Below are 13478 nucleotides of genomic sequence, written 5' to 3' on the forward strand. Positions count from 1 at the left end.
GACGCTGGCGATCTTCCAGGATGCGATCGATACTTCCTAACCAATAACCATCGACCAAGGCGATACTTCATGGCATCCAACGAAGTGCTGCTGGCATTCGTCCAGGCCGCGACCCAGGGTTCGTTCTCCGCCGCCGCGCGCAAGCTCGGCAAGAGCCAGTCGACCATCAGCGCCGCAGTGGCCAGCCTGGAGATCGACCTCGATGTCCAGCTGTTCGACCGCTCCAGCCGCAAGCCCGGCCTGACCCCGGCCGGACAGGTGCTACTGCGCCGCGCCGAGGAGATCCTCGCCGCCACCAGCCGCCTGGAACTGGCCGCCAGCCAGTTGTCCCAAGGCATCGAGGCGAGGCTCACCGTAGCCCTTTCCGATACCTACCAGTCCGATCGCTTCGAAAGCTGCCTGAATGCCTTCGAGCAACGCTACCCGGAGCTGGAACTGGAATGCCTGATCGCCGAGTGCGATGACCTGGTCGACCTGGTGCAAAGCGGCCGCGCGCAGATCGCCTTCGCCGAGAAACAAGCCGATTACCCGGCCGACCTGGAACACCAGACCATGGCCGAGCGCGGCGAGGTATCGCTGTTCGTGTCATGCCAGCACCCCCTGGCCAAGCTCGATCGGGTGGATCAGCAGGCCCTGGGCCAGCACCGCGAACTGCGCCTGGCCACGGTGCTCAACCCCTATGACAGCCGCCCCCAGGGTCGGGTCTGGTCAGCCCCCAGTTACCTGATGCTGATGGAAATGGCCCAGGGCGGTTTTGGCTGGGCGCCGTTGCCGCGCTGGCTGGTGGAGAAGTTCGGCGCCGGCAGGCTGCAGGAACTCAAGGTCCGCGGCTGGCCACGGCCGGTGCTGGTGGACGCGCTCTGGTCTCGCCTGCAGCCACCGGGGCCGGCCGGCAGCTGGTTCCTGCAACGGATGCTCGGCTGATCGAGACTACAGCTGGCCCAGGCGACGCTCGAGAAAACGTCGCTCCGGCGCCTGGCGGACCAGCTCCAAGGCCCGCCGGTAGGACTCGCGCGCCGCCTCGACCTGCCCCAGCTGGCGACAGAAATCGGCGCGGGCGGCATGGGCCAGGTGATAGTCGGCCAGCTCGCCGCGACGCAGGATCCGTTCGACCTGGACCAGGCCGGCCGCCGGTCCATCGCGCTTGGCCAAGGCCACCGCGCGGTTGAGTTCGATCACCGGCGAGGGCTGCAACCGCAGCAGCACATCGTACAAACCGACGATCTGCGGCCAGTCGGTCTGGCTGGCCATGGGCGCCTCGGCATGCACCGCGGCAATCGCCGCCTGCAGGCAGTAAGGCCCGCCCCCGCCGCTGCGCAAGCCTTGCTCCACCAACGCGCAGCCTTCGTCCATCAGCTCACGCGACCACAAGCGGCGGTCCTGTTCTTCCAACAGGATCAACTCGCCATCGGCGCCAAGGCGCGCCGCCCGCCGCGATTCGTGCAACAACATCAGGGCCAGCAGGCCCATCACCTCGGCCTCCGGCAGCAGCTCCAGCAACAGGCGCCCCAGGCGGATCGCCTCGCGAGTCAGGTCGCCGCAGGTCAGCTCGGCCCCCAGGGACGCCGAGTAGCCTTCGTTGAACACCAGGTAGATCACCCGCAGGACACTGTCCAGGCGCTCGGGCAACTCGTTCAGTGCCGGTACCTGGTAGGGAATCGCCGCATCGCGGATCTTCGCCTTGGCGCGCACGATGCGCTGGGCGATGGTGGCCGGGGTCGCCAGGAAGGCGCGGGCGATCTGCTCGGTGCTCAGGTCGCAGATTTCCCGCAGGGTCAACGGCACCTGGGCATCCGCCGCCAGGGCCGGATGGCAGCAGGTGAAGATCAGCCGCAGGCGGTCGTCTTGCACGTCTTCACCGCTCCAGTCCTCCTGCTCCAGTTGCTCCAGCTGGCTGGCCAGTGCGGCCTGGGAAGCGGCGAAACGTGCCCGCCGGCGCAGGCCATCGATGGCCTTGAAGCGCCCGACGGACACCAGCCACGCCCGGGGGTTGGCCGGAATGCCGTCGTCCTGCCAGCGCTCCACCGCCACGAAGAAAGCCTCATGCAAGGCTTCCTCGGCCAGGTCGAAATCCCCCAGCAGGCGGATCAGGGTAGCGAGGATGCGCCGCGACTGCTCGCGATAGATCTGCTCCACCAGCGCCGTCACCGCCGCTCCGGCCTGGCCCGGCATCAGTCGGGCATGCCCTGGGTGACCAGGGTCACCAGGCGCTCCAGGCTCTGCCCCCAGCCCTCATGGAAGCCCATGGCTTCATGGGCCTGGCGATCGGCCTCGCTCCAGTGCATGGCGCGAGCGGTGTAGAGGGTCTGGTCGCCCCGCTCCTCGAAGGTCACCTCGGCGGTCATGAACGGCTTGCCCGAGGGGATCCAGCCCGGCAGGAAGGCGTCGGTGAACACCAGCCGCGACGGTGCGTCGATCTCCAGGAACACCCCCATGGTCGGATACTCGCTGCCATCGGGGGCGCGCATCAGGGTCCGAAACTGACCGCCGACCCACAGGTCCATCTCGCACTCGGGAGTGGTCATGCCGTGGGGCCCCCACCATTGCGCCAGCAACGCCGGTTCGGTCCAGGCACGGAACAGCTTGCTGCGCGGGGCATCGATCAAGCGGCTGATCGACAGTTCATGTTCGGCGGGCACGCGGCCCGCAGTCTGCAAAGTCATCGCGACGCTCCTCTGGCTAGTTGCCATCAGGGATTGAGTTCACGTACCGGGCGCACTTCCACGCTGCCGACCCGGGCTGCCGGAATCTGCCCGGCGACCTGGATCGCTTCGTTGAGATCCCGAGCCTCCACCAGGTAGAACCCGGCCAACTGCTCCTTGGTTTCGGCGAACGGGCCATCAGTGATCGACAGCTTGCCGCCGCGCATGCGCACCGTGGTAGCGGTCTGCACCGATTGCAGGGCCTCGGCGGCGAGCATCCGCCCGCTGTCGCGCACCGCCTCGGCATAAGCCAGGCACTCGGCATCCTTCGGGCTATCGGGCAGGCTGTGCAGCAGTTGTTCGTCGCTATACACCAGGCATAGGTATTTCATGGGCACCTCCATGATCGGGCTGATCAACTATGGTCGCTGTTCGTGGCTTTGGCGAACCCGCCGACGGTCAGGGCTCGAGGTCGAACAAGGTGGTGCCGGTCTGCATGTCGAAGGGCGCCGACCAATGCTCGTGCACCACCTGCCACTGGCCGCCCAGGCACTGGTACGCCGCGCTGACCCGCATCCAGCAGGCCTTGCTCACACCGTCGGCATCGGTGCCACCGCAATGGGCCAGCCAATGGGCGAACGCCAGCTCGTCGCCAGCCCGCACCTGCAATTGATGGAACTCGAAGATCCCGGGACCGGGGCACACCTGCATGCAAGCCTGCCAATGCGCACGGTAGGCCTCCTTGCCTTTGAATTGCAGGGCGCCGACCGCGTCGAAGGAGACGATGTCATCGGCGTAGAAGCTGACGATCTGCTCGATATCCCTGGCCATTACCGCCTGCCGCCAATGGTCGATCAAGCTACGTACGCGGGCTTCACTGGATGGATTGGACATGGAGAAATTCCTCGGAAGGTGAATGGGTATCACCGAGCAAACTGCTCGATTCATCCCTAGTCGCCTGGGATTTCGCACAATCGACAATGCCGATGAAAAAAATCACGCCAACCATGCAGGCACAAAAAAAGGCCGCGACATAGCGGCCTTTGGCGGTGGCGGAACTACAGAGCCCGCACCATCTCATGCCAGGCCATGCCGCCGTGGTCCGAAGCCGATGCCTTGAGATAGACGAAACCGAAGCGCTCGTAGAGCGGTACATGGCGCTCCTTGCACATCAGGTGGATACGCGCCTTGCCAGCGCCTGCCATGCGCGCGATGAACGCTTCCAGCAACTGCCGGGACAGACCCAGGCCCTGGAAGTCCGGATGCACCACCACCGACATGATCACCACCTCGGGGCCCGCCGGGTCGTGGCCGACCAGTTCCTTGAAGGCCTCGTCGGCCATCTGCACCTCGAAGGTGGCGCCGGAGTTGATGAAACCGGCCACCACGCCCGCGACCTCGGCGACGATGAAACCCTCGGGCCAGGTGGCGATACGCGTGGCGATCTTGTCCCGGGTCGCGGCTTCGTCGCCTTCGTAGGCCTGGGTCTCGATGGCGAAGCAGCGGTCCAGGTCGGCAGGCAGGACGGTGCGGATCAACGGGGTCGGAGCAGTCATGGAACAGCAGCCTGAAGTCAGTTGAGGGGCGTCGATTCTAGCAAGGACCCGGCGTTGTGTATGACCGGCGTAGCGTTCGCTGGCTACCCCGTAAAGCTTTCATATAAGCCCTGGCCAGGCTCGCGCCGAGGGACTATCTATCAGCTCCCCGACGCTTCGCGAACGGCTCCCGGGCCGCTTCGCCGCGCCTTGCCAAGGACCTAGACCATGAGCTCTGCCCAGATCGGTTTTTTCATCTTGCTCGCCATCGCCATCTTCGGCGGTATCACCTTCTACCTCGATTTCTTGCACGAACGCCGTCGCGACAAGCGTGTATCAGACGCTAGCCATGCCCGGGCTCAGAGCCCCACCAGGCGATAACCCACCTGCAATTCGGTGACCAGATGCTGGGGCTGGGCCGGATCGGCCTCCAGCTTCTGCCGCAGATGGGCCATGTGCACCCGCAGGTAGTGGGCCCGGTCCACATAGTCCAGGCCCCAGACTTCCAGCAGCAGCTGGCGATGGGTCAGGACCCGGCTCTGACCGCGGATCAGCGCGCAAAGCAGACGGTACTCGATCGGCGTCAGGTGCACCGGCTGCCCTTCGCGGCGCACCTCATGGGTCGCCAGGTCCACCTCGATGGCGCCGAAGTTGACCTTGCTGGTGGCCGCGGCCGCCCCACTCTGGCCATGGCGGCGCAGTTGCGCGCGAATCCGCGCCAACAACTCCGGTACGCCGAACGGCTTGACCAGGTAGTCGTCGGCCCCGGCGTCCAGGGCGGCGACCTTCTCCGCTTCCCGATCCCGCGCCGAAAGCACCAGGATCGGCACCGCCAGCCAGCCCCGTAGTTCGCTGATCAGTTGCTTGCCATCGCCATCGGGCAGGCCCAGGTCGACGATCACCAAGTCCGGCTGGCGGCTGGCTGCATGGATCAACGCACGCTTGACACTGTCGGCCTCGAATACCTGGAAACCTTCGTCCTCCAGGGCAATACCGACGAAGCGGCGGATATTGGCTTCGTCCTCGACGATCAGGATGCGTGGGCTGCTGCTCATAGGGTTTCCATCGAAGGCGGGTGTCCCGCCGGCAAGGTGATGACAAAACTCAGCCCGGCGTCGGCGTGAGGCTGGGCCTCGATCCGTCCGCCATGGGCCTCGACGATACGCTTGGCCAGGGCCAGGCCCAGGCCGATCCCGGCCACGGCCGATTCCTGCTGGCCACGGCTGAAGGCTTCGAACAGGCTGGCCGGGGAACTGCCCTTGGGGCAACCGGGGCCGCTGTCGCTGACCTGCAGGATGATCTGCTGGTCGACCTGGCGCGCGCTGACCTGCACCAGGGTCCCGGCCGGCGTGTACTTGGCGGCGTTGTCCAGCAGGTTGACCAGTACCCGCTCCAGCAACAGCGCGTCCACCTCCACCAGCGGCAACTGCGGCGCCATGGCGACCCGCACCTGATGCCCGGCCAGGGGCTCGCGCAAGTGGCGCAGGGCACTGCCGACGATCTCCTCCAGGGAGTTCCACTGGCGATTCAGGCGCACCCCACGCTCCTGCATGCGGGCCATGTCCAGCAGGTTCTCGATCAGCCGCTGCATGGAGCCGGCCTGGTCATGGATACCCCGCAGCAACTGCGCCAGGACGCCGTCGGGGGCATGGGGCAAGGCGGCGTCGGCAGCGCCGATGATGGTGGTCAGGGGGGTGCGCAAGTCATGGGAGATCGCCGCCAGCAGGGTGTTGCGCATGCGCTCGCCTTCCATCTGCACCACGGTGCTCTGGGCCACCTCGACGTAGTGCACCCGTTCCAGGGCGATCGCCAGCTGGCTCATGCAGGCTTGCAACAAGCGTTGTTCTTCCGGCTCGCGCAGCCGCTCGGGGTCCTCCAGTTCCAGTACCAGCACGCCACGCACGCGCATCGGCGCCTTGAGCGGCAAGTAGCGCCCCCGGGCCGCCGCCAGGGTATCGGTGCCGCTACCGGCCGGCTGGCCATGATCGTAGGCCCACTGGGCGATGCTCTCGTCCAGTTCCAGGCCATTGGCGCTCAAGGCCCGCACGCGATCGCCGGCATCCGGCAGCGCCAGCCCGACCCGCGCCGCGAACACCCCGCTGAAGGTGCGCAGGGCCACGGCGCAGATCTGCTCCTCGGTGAGCGCCGCCGACAGCTCCCGGGCCAGCCCGGCCAGGGACGTGGCCCGGCGCTCGCCCTCGGCGGCGGTACGCGCCTGGTGGCGCAGGCGCGCGGTGAGCTGGCCGGTGATCAGGGCGATGCCGAGCATCAGGGCGAAGGTGAAGAAGTACTGGGTGTCGTTGACCGTGAACGACCACACCGGCTGGACGAAGAAGAAGTCGAAGCACAACACCGCCAGCATCGCCGCCCAGACCCCGGGGCCGCGCCCCAGGCGCAGGGCCACCAGGACCACGGTGAGCAGGAACAGCATCACCACGTTGGCCGGGTCGAAGACCTTCAACAACAGTGCCGCCACTGCCGTGGCGGCGAAGCACGCCAGGCTGGCCCACAGGTAGGCCGGCGCACGACTGGGCGCCAGGCCGGCCTCGGGCTTGGGTGCCACGCTGCGCTGGCGGTCCGCTGGCCCATTGGCGATCACGATCTGGTCGATTTCCGGGTGCTGGCGACTGAGGCGATCGCTCACCGACTGGTGCCAGACCTGCCACACCCGGCGCGGGTAATGGCCCAGCACCAGGCGATTGGCGTTGTGCTCGCGGGCACAGGCGGCCAGGGCCTCGGCCACGTCCATGCCGGGCAGGGTCGCGGTCTCGGCACCGAACTCGGCGGCCAGGGCCAGGGTCTTCATGGCAGCCGCATAGCGACTCGCGCCGATGCCCCGACGCTGGGCCGGCGCCACGTGCACCACCATCCAGTCGGCCTCGAGCTTTTGCGCCAGGCGCGCCGCCTCGCGCACCAGGCGCTCGTCCGCCGGATCCCCGGCGATCCCCACCAGCAACCGCTCCCGGGCTGGCCACAGGGCGTTGATCGAGCGTTCGCGGCGGTAGTCGCGCATCTGCGCGTCGACCCGGTCGGCGGTGCGGCGCAGGGTCAGCTCGCGCAGGGCCAGCAGGTTGCCCTTGCGAAAGAAATTGCGCGAGGCCCGCTCGGCCTGGGGCGCCAGGTACACCTTGCCGTCCTTGAGCCGGCGCAGCAGGTCGTCCGGCGGCAGGTCGATCACCAGCACTTCGTGGGCGTCGTCGAACAGATGATCGGGCACCGTCTCGCGCACGCGGATGCCGATGATCCCGCTGACGATGTCGTTGAGGCTTTCCAGGTGCTGGACATTGAGGGTGGTCCAGACGTCGATGCCGGCCCGCAACAGTTCCTCGACGTCCTGCCAGCGCTTGGGATGCCGGGAACCCTGGACATTGCTGTGGGCCAGTTCGTCCACCAGCAGTACCGCCGGCTGGCGGGCCAGGGCGGCATCCAGGTCGAATTCGGGCAAGGCATGCTCACGGTGCATCAGCTGGTGCCGAGGCAGCACCTCGATGCCTTGCAGCAGCTCGGCGGTGTCGCGCCGGCCGTGGGTCTCGACGATCCCGGCCACCACATCGCGACCCTGGGCCAGTTCCTGGCGGGCGGCGGTGAGCATGGCGCAGGTCTTGCCGACCCCGGCGTTGGAGCCGAAGTAGATGCGCAACTTGCCGCGCCGGGCGGCCTGTTCGTCCTGCTGCAGTTTTTCCAGCAACGCATCGGGATCGGGGCGCCCATCGCGAGGGGGGATACCAGTGTCGAGAACAGCCATGTGCATCCTTGAATGAACAAGGCGGCGCTCCGGGGAGCGCCGCCTTGCGAGTCCTGTCAGACCAGGCCGAGCCCGGCCAGCAGCATGTCGATCAGCTTGATCCCGGCAAAGGGTACCAGCACCCCGCCCAGGCCGTAGATCAGCAGGTTGCGGTTGAGCAACGCCGCCGCCCCGATGGAGCGGTACTTCACGCCCTTGAGCGCCAGGGGGATGAGGAACACGATGATCAGGGCATTGAAGATCACCGCGCTCAAGATCGCCGAGTTCGGACTGTTCAAGTGCATCACGTTCAACGCCGCCAACTGCGGGTAAGTAGCGACGAACGCGGCCGGTACGATAGCAAAATACTTGGCCACATCGTTGGCCACGCTGAAGGTGGTCAGCGCGCCACGGGTCATGAGCATCTGCTTGCCCACCTCCACCACCTCGATCAGCTTGGTCGGGTTGCTGTCCAGGTCGACCATGTTGCCGGCTTCCTTCGCCGCCTGGGTGCCGCTGTTCATGGCCACGGCCACATCGGCCTGGGCCAGGGCCGGGGCGTCGTTGGTGCCGTCGCCGGTCATGGCCACCAGCTTGCCCTTGGCCTGGTAGTCGCGGATCAGCTGCAGCTTGTCCTCGGGCCGGGCTTCGGCGAGAAAATCGTCGACCCCGGCCTCCACGGCAATGGCGGCGGCGGTCAGGCGGTTGTCGCCGGTGATCATCACGGTCTTGATGCCCATGCGGCGCAGCTCGGCGAAGCGTTCCTTGATCCCGCCCTTGACCACGTCCTTGAGCTCCACCACGCCCAGGGCCTGGGCCCCGTCGCTGACCACCAGCGGCGTGCTGCCACGGCGCGAGACTTCATCGACCCTGGCCTGCAGGGCTGGCGCAAAGCTGCCGCCCAGGGCCTCGATGTGGCGGCGAATGGCATCGGCGGCGCCCTTGCGGATGCAGCGGCCCTGGGGCAGGTCGACGCCGCTCATGCGGGTCTGGGCGGTGAACGGCACGGCACTCGCACCTAGGGTCGCAAGGTCGCGCCCAGCGATGTCGAACTGTTGCCGGGCCAGGACCACGATGCTCCGCCCTTCAGGGGTTTCATCGGCCAGGGACGCCAGTTGCGCGGCATCCGCCAGTTCGCTGTCGCGGATCCCCGGGGCCGGCAGGAAGGCACTGGCCTGGCGATTGCCCAGGGTAATGGTGCCGGTCTTGTCCAACAGCAGCACGTCCACGTCACCCGCCGCCTCCACCGCACGGCCGGAGGTGGCGATGACGTTGGCCGACATCATCCGGCTCATGCCCGCCACGCCGATGGCCGACAGCAGGCCGCCGATGGTGGTGGGGATCAGGCACACCAGCAGCGCCACCAGCACCGTGGCACTGACCACGCTGCCGGTGCCGCTCATGGCCACGGCGAACAGCGAGTACGGGCTCAGGGTGACGATCACCAACAGGAACAACAGGGTCAGGCCCACCAGGAGGATGGTCAGGGCCACCTCGTTGGGGGTCTTCTGCCGCCGCGCCGATTCCACCATGGAGATCATGCGGTCCAGGAAGGATTCGCCGGGGTTGACGCTGATGCGCACCACCAGCCAGTCGGACAGCACCTTGGTGCCGCCGGTGACCGAGGAGAAGTCGCCGCCGGCCTCGCGGATCACCGGCGCCGACTCACCGGTGATGGCGCTCTCGTCCACCGTGGCCACGCCTTCGATGACCTCGCCGTCCAGGGGCACCAGGTCGCCGGCCTCGATCAGCACCACCATGTCCTTGCGCAACTCGCTGGCGGCCATGGGCAGCCAGGCGGCGCCGTGCCGTGGCTGTTGCAGCAACTTGGCCAGGGTCTGGCGCTTCATGCCCTTGAGGCTCGCCGCCTGGGCCCGGCTGCGGCCCTCGGCCAGGGCCTCGGCGAAGTTGGCGAACAACACGGTGAACCACAACCACAGGGCGATGCTCAGGATGAAGCCGCTGGGGGCCTCGCCCTGCCCACCCAGGGACTGCAGCCACAGCAAGGTGGTGAGCAGGCTGCCCAAGTAGACCACGAACATCACGGGGTTCTTCCATTGGGCCTGGGGCAGCAGCTTCTTCACGGCATCCTGGCACGCCGTGAGCAGCAACCCACGGTCGAACAAAGCAATACGAGCGTTCTTACTCATGGTCTCTTACTCACTGGCCGCGAGGGGCGAGGCAGGCATGGGCGCCAGGGCGTCCAGCGCGAGGTTCAGTTGCAGCACATTGACCCGGGGTTCGCCCAGCAGGCCGAAGGTGCGGCCTTCGCTGTGTGCTTGCAGCAGGGCTTGCAGCTCGCCCGGCGGCAGGTGCCGCGCGCGGGCCACTCGCTCCAGCTGCAGCCGGGCGTTGGCCAGGGAAATGTGCGGGTCCAGGCCGGACGCCGACGCCGTCACCGCGTCCACCGGCACCAGGCTGTCGGCGGCCAGGCCATTGAGTTGGCGGTAGGTACGGGCCCGCTCGGCGACGCTGTCCAGCAGCTTCTGGCTGGTGGGGCCCAGGTTGCTGGCACCACTGGCCCCGGCGTTGTAGGGCTGCGGCACGCTCTTGCCCGGGTCCAGCGGATCGCTGCCCAGGGTCATGCTCGGCCGGCCCTGGAAATACTCCGGCCGCTGGAAGGCCTGGCCGATCAGGCTGGAGCCCACCACCATGCCGTTGCGCTGCAGCAGGCTGCCCTGGGCCTGGAACGGAAACAACAGGTTGGCCAGCAGCGTGGTCGCCAGCGGATAGGCCAGGCCGGTCAGTGCCAGGCACAGCAACGCCGCCGCCAGCACCGGGCGCAGCAGGCCCTTGAACAGCACCGCGGTGGTGCCCTGGGTTTGCATTTGCGTAGTCATCACAACCCCTTACTTGTAGGTCTGGCCGGCCAGCAACTGCAGTTGCTCCACCAGCGGGCCGAGCGCGAGCGCCGGCAGGAAGGTCAGGCCACCGACCACCAGCACCACGAACACCACCAGGAACATGAACAGCGGGGTCGCGGTGGGAATGGTGCCGGCGCCGGCCGGGATGTTCTTTTTCGCCGCCAGGGAGCCGGCCACGGCCAGCATCGGCAGCATGGTGAAGAAGCGCCCCATGAGCATCGCCAGGCCGATGGTGGTGTTGAAGAACGGCGTGTTGGCATTCAGCCCGGCGAACGCCGAACCGTTGTTCGCGGTGCCCGAGGCGTAGGCGTAGAGCACCTCGCTGAAACCATGGGGACCCAGGTTGTTAAGGCTGTTGAGGGTGTCCGGCCAGAGCGCCGCCAGGGCAGTGAACCCGAGAATGCAGACGGGGTGCGCCAGCACCGAGAGCATCACCAGCTTGATCTCCCGGGCCTCGATCTTCTTGCCGAGGAACTCCGGACTGCGGCCGATCATCATGCCCACCAGGAACACCGTCAGCAGGGCGTACTGGATCAGGTTGATGAAGCCCACGCCGTCGCCGCCGAACACGCAGTTGAGCATCATCTGCGCCAGGGGCACGAAACCGCCCATGGGGGTCAGCGAGTCATGCATGGCGTTCACCGAGCCGGTGGTGGCACCGGTGGTAGTGGTGACGAACAGCGCAGTGTCGGCGATGCCGAAGCGCAGCTCCTTGCCTTCCATGTTGCCGCCGCTCTGGGTCGCCGACAGTTGCTGGTCGGCTCCGGCCAGGGTCAGCAGCGGGTTGCCGCTCTGTTCGGCTGTGAACACGATGGCCAGGAAGCCTGCGAACATCACCAGGAAAGTGCCGAAGAACACCCAGCCCTGACGCCGACGCAACAGCATGCTGCCGAAGGTGTAGGTCAGCGCCGAAGGAATCAGCAGCATGCTGAGGATGTGCAGGACGTTGGTCAGCGGCGTCGGGTTCTCGAACGGATGCGCGGCGTTCATGCTGAAGAAACCGCCGCCGTTGGTGCCGATGTGCTTGATCGATTCGAAGCTGGCCACGGCGCCGACGATCAACTGCTGGCGGCCGCCTTCCAGGGTACTGGCCAGGGCCTCGGAATCCAGGGTCTGGGGCATGCCCTGCCAGACGTAGACCAGGGCCATCAGCAGGCACAAGGGCAGCATCACCCGGTACAGCACGCGGATGAAATCCACCCAGTAGTTGCCGATGTCCGCCGAGCTGGAACGGCTCAGGCCGCGGATGAAGCCGGCGGCGGCCACCACTCCGGCGGTGGCGCCGACGAACATCAGGAAGGTGATGGCCGCCATCTGGCTGAAGTTCGACAGGCTGCTCTCGCCGGAGTACGCCTGCCAGTTGGTATTGGTGATGAAAGAGGCGGCGGTGTTGAACGCCAGGTCCGGGCTCTGCGCCGCCAGCCCCAGCGGGTTCAGGGGCGTCAGCCCTTGCAGGCGCAGCACCAGGTAGCCCAGCAGCATCATCGCCGCGTTGGACAGCAGCAAGGCCGAACCGTAGCGGGCCCAGCCCATGGCCTCGCCAGGATCGATCCCCAGCAGGCGGTAAGTGGCGCGCTCCGGCAAGGCATGGCCACGGCCACTGAAGACCCGGGCCAACCACTTGCCCATGAGCACGGCGAGCCCGGTCATCAGACCGAGGATCACCGCGTATTCCAGCACAGTACTCAACATGTCGATGCTCCGCTCAAATCTTGCCCATGGCGACGATGCCCAGGGCCGTCAGTACAAAGAACCCCAGGGACAGGCCCACGAAGATCAGGTCGTACATGGCTGGTTTCCTTTCTCGAAAGCGCCCGGCCGGGCGCATGCCAATGCATGGCGAATGCTGGGAACGTGCATCAGAACTTCTCGGCGCGGATCAGCGCGTACCCCAGGTAGGCGAACAGCAGCACAGCGCAAAAGCCGCTGGCGCCGTAGATCAATGGCAGTGTCAGCAAGACGGTTCCCCTCGATGGCGTTTGGGGCAGCGCCAGGCCTCATCAGCGGCTCGCGGCGCTACCGTTGGCGGTGCCCGGCAATGGGCGCCGGCAGGGAGGCGGGAACAGGTGGTCGACCGCCCTTCTCTGCGCCACGCAGGTTAGGCGAGGGCGTATCAAGGTCGGGCACTGATTGCGGGGGGCGGTATCAAGACCGCATAAAGATTGCCGCCCTGTGCAGGCGAAGCAGGGGCGCCGACGCGCCCCGAGAGGTTCAGGCCGTCTTCAGGGGCAGCCAGATTTCCAGGCTGCCATGCCCGGTATTGGGATTGAAATCGGCGCTGTAGCGCTCGAAGCAGGGGGCATCGGCGGCCTGCTGGCCCGATTGCGGGAGCCAGGTCTGCCAGATGTAGTCGAAGGTGCAGGGCAACTGCTGCAATGAACCGTGGTGCTCGAACACCGCGTACTGCTGGGGCTGCAGCTCGACCCAGCGATAGTGGTCGGGCAAGTCGTCGAGCTTGCTGATCTCGACCCCGGCGATGTACTCGAAGCCGCCCTGCCCATCGGGGTTGCAGCACACGCCGTAGGTGACGTCATCCACCTGCCCCGGCACCTTGCCGATATGGGGAATGAAACGCTGCCACAGCTGGCCGATCACCTGGATGTTGGCAGGGGTGAAGTGCTGGCTGAAACCGGCGACCAGCAGGAAATGCCATCTTTCGAAGCGTGGTTGCGGGCCACTGCCCTGGTTTTGCTCATCCATGAATGCCACTCCT

The 13478-nt window shown here is 66.8% G+C and carries 15 protein-coding genes; 2 read left to right on the forward strand and 13 right to left on the reverse strand.

Annotated elements, in window-relative coordinates; all coding sequences use genetic code 11:
• Positions 1-69: 69 nt before the first annotated feature.
• Positions 70-924, forward strand: coding sequence for a LysR family transcriptional regulator (locus tag C4K40_RS23605; RefSeq protein ID WP_053137152.1), 855 nt, complete (start codon positions 70-72; stop codon positions 922-924).
• 6 nt (positions 925-930) lie between these two features.
• On the opposite strand, the gene C4K40_RS23610 is transcribed toward C4K40_RS23605, so the two are convergent.
• From C4K40_RS23610 to C4K40_RS23630, 5 genes are all read right to left on the reverse strand, one after another.
• Positions 931-2172 carry an RNA polymerase sigma factor gene (locus C4K40_RS23610; RefSeq protein ID WP_053137155.1) on the reverse strand — a complete coding sequence of 414 codons (1242 nt, stop codon included), beginning with the start codon at positions 2170-2172 and terminating at the stop codon, positions 931-933.
• The gene (locus C4K40_RS23615) at positions 2172-2663 is read right to left on the reverse strand and encodes an SRPBCC family protein (RefSeq protein ID WP_022640389.1); all 492 of its coding nucleotides are present in this window, start codon (positions 2661-2663) and stop codon (positions 2172-2174) included. Before C4K40_RS23615 ends, C4K40_RS23610 begins: the two co-directional genes overlap by 1 nt.
• 26 nt (positions 2664-2689) lie before the next feature.
• Complete coding sequence (locus C4K40_RS23620) at positions 2690-3034, reverse strand: YciI family protein (RefSeq protein WP_022640390.1); 345 nt, start codon at positions 3032-3034, stop codon at positions 2690-2692.
• A 67-nt stretch (positions 3035-3101) separates the two neighbouring features.
• The gene (locus C4K40_RS23625; RefSeq protein WP_022640391.1) at positions 3102-3536 is read right to left on the reverse strand and encodes a nuclear transport factor 2 family protein; all 435 of its coding nucleotides are present in this window, start codon (positions 3534-3536) and stop codon (positions 3102-3104) included.
• 164 nt (positions 3537-3700) lie between these two features.
• Positions 3701-4198 carry a GNAT family N-acetyltransferase gene (locus C4K40_RS23630; RefSeq protein ID WP_053137157.1) on the reverse strand — a complete coding sequence of 166 codons (498 nt, stop codon included), beginning with the start codon at positions 4196-4198 and terminating at the stop codon, positions 3701-3703.
• A gap of 207 nt (positions 4199-4405) precedes the next feature.
• Here C4K40_RS23630 and C4K40_RS31660 point away from each other — a divergent pair, with 207 nt between their 5' ends.
• Positions 4406-4558, forward strand: a complete 153-nt coding sequence (locus C4K40_RS31660; protein ID WP_022640393.1) for a hypothetical protein — start codon at positions 4406-4408, stop codon at positions 4556-4558.
• On the opposite strand, the gene C4K40_RS23635 is transcribed toward C4K40_RS31660, so the two are convergent.
• From C4K40_RS23635 to C4K40_RS23665, 8 genes are all read right to left on the reverse strand, one after another.
• Positions 4537-5232: a response regulator gene (locus tag C4K40_RS23635; protein ID WP_053137160.1), complete on the reverse strand. Its 696-nt coding sequence runs from the start codon at positions 5230-5232 to the stop codon at positions 4537-4539. The two genes, C4K40_RS31660 and C4K40_RS23635, sit on opposite strands and share 22 nt — an antisense overlap.
• Positions 5229-7922: a sensor histidine kinase KdpD gene (locus C4K40_RS23640; RefSeq protein WP_053137163.1), complete on the reverse strand. Its 2694-nt coding sequence runs from the start codon at positions 7920-7922 to the stop codon at positions 5229-5231. Before C4K40_RS23640 ends, C4K40_RS23635 begins: the two co-directional genes overlap by 4 nt.
• 56 nt (positions 7923-7978) lie before the next feature.
• Positions 7979-10051 (reverse strand): potassium-transporting ATPase subunit KdpB, encoded by a 2073-nt coding sequence (kdpB, locus tag C4K40_RS23645; protein WP_053137166.1) that lies wholly within the window; start codon positions 10049-10051, stop codon positions 7979-7981.
• A 6-nt stretch (positions 10052-10057) separates the two neighbouring features.
• Positions 10058-10741 carry a potassium-transporting ATPase subunit KdpC gene (kdpC, locus tag C4K40_RS23650; RefSeq protein ID WP_053137169.1) on the reverse strand — a complete coding sequence of 228 codons (684 nt, stop codon included), beginning with the start codon at positions 10739-10741 and terminating at the stop codon, positions 10058-10060.
• Positions 10742-10750: 9 nt separating this feature from the next.
• A complete protein-coding gene (gene kdpA / locus C4K40_RS23655) occupies positions 10751-12457 on the reverse strand; it encodes a potassium-transporting ATPase subunit KdpA (RefSeq protein ID WP_053137173.1) in 1707 nt (568 codons plus the stop codon).
• Positions 12458-12470: 13 nt separating this feature from the next.
• Entirely contained in the window at positions 12471-12593 is a 123-nt protein-coding gene (locus C4K40_RS32015) for a hypothetical protein (protein ID WP_256224242.1), read from the reverse strand.
• A gap of 31 nt (positions 12594-12624) precedes the next feature.
• Positions 12625-12723 carry a K(+)-transporting ATPase subunit F gene (gene kdpF / locus C4K40_RS23660; RefSeq protein ID WP_022640401.1) on the reverse strand — a complete coding sequence of 33 codons (99 nt, stop codon included), beginning with the start codon at positions 12721-12723 and terminating at the stop codon, positions 12625-12627.
• Positions 12724-12976: 253 nt separating this feature from the next.
• On the reverse strand, positions 12977-13465 hold the full coding sequence (locus C4K40_RS23665; RefSeq protein ID WP_022640402.1) for a GyrI-like domain-containing protein: 489 nt from the start codon (positions 13463-13465) through the stop codon (positions 12977-12979).
• Between the last annotated feature and the right edge of the window lie 13 nt (positions 13466-13478).

This window comes from Pseudomonas sp. CMR5c (assembly GCF_003850545.1).
Taxonomy (GTDB): domain Bacteria; phylum Pseudomonadota; class Gammaproteobacteria; order Pseudomonadales; family Pseudomonadaceae; genus Aquipseudomonas; species Aquipseudomonas piscis.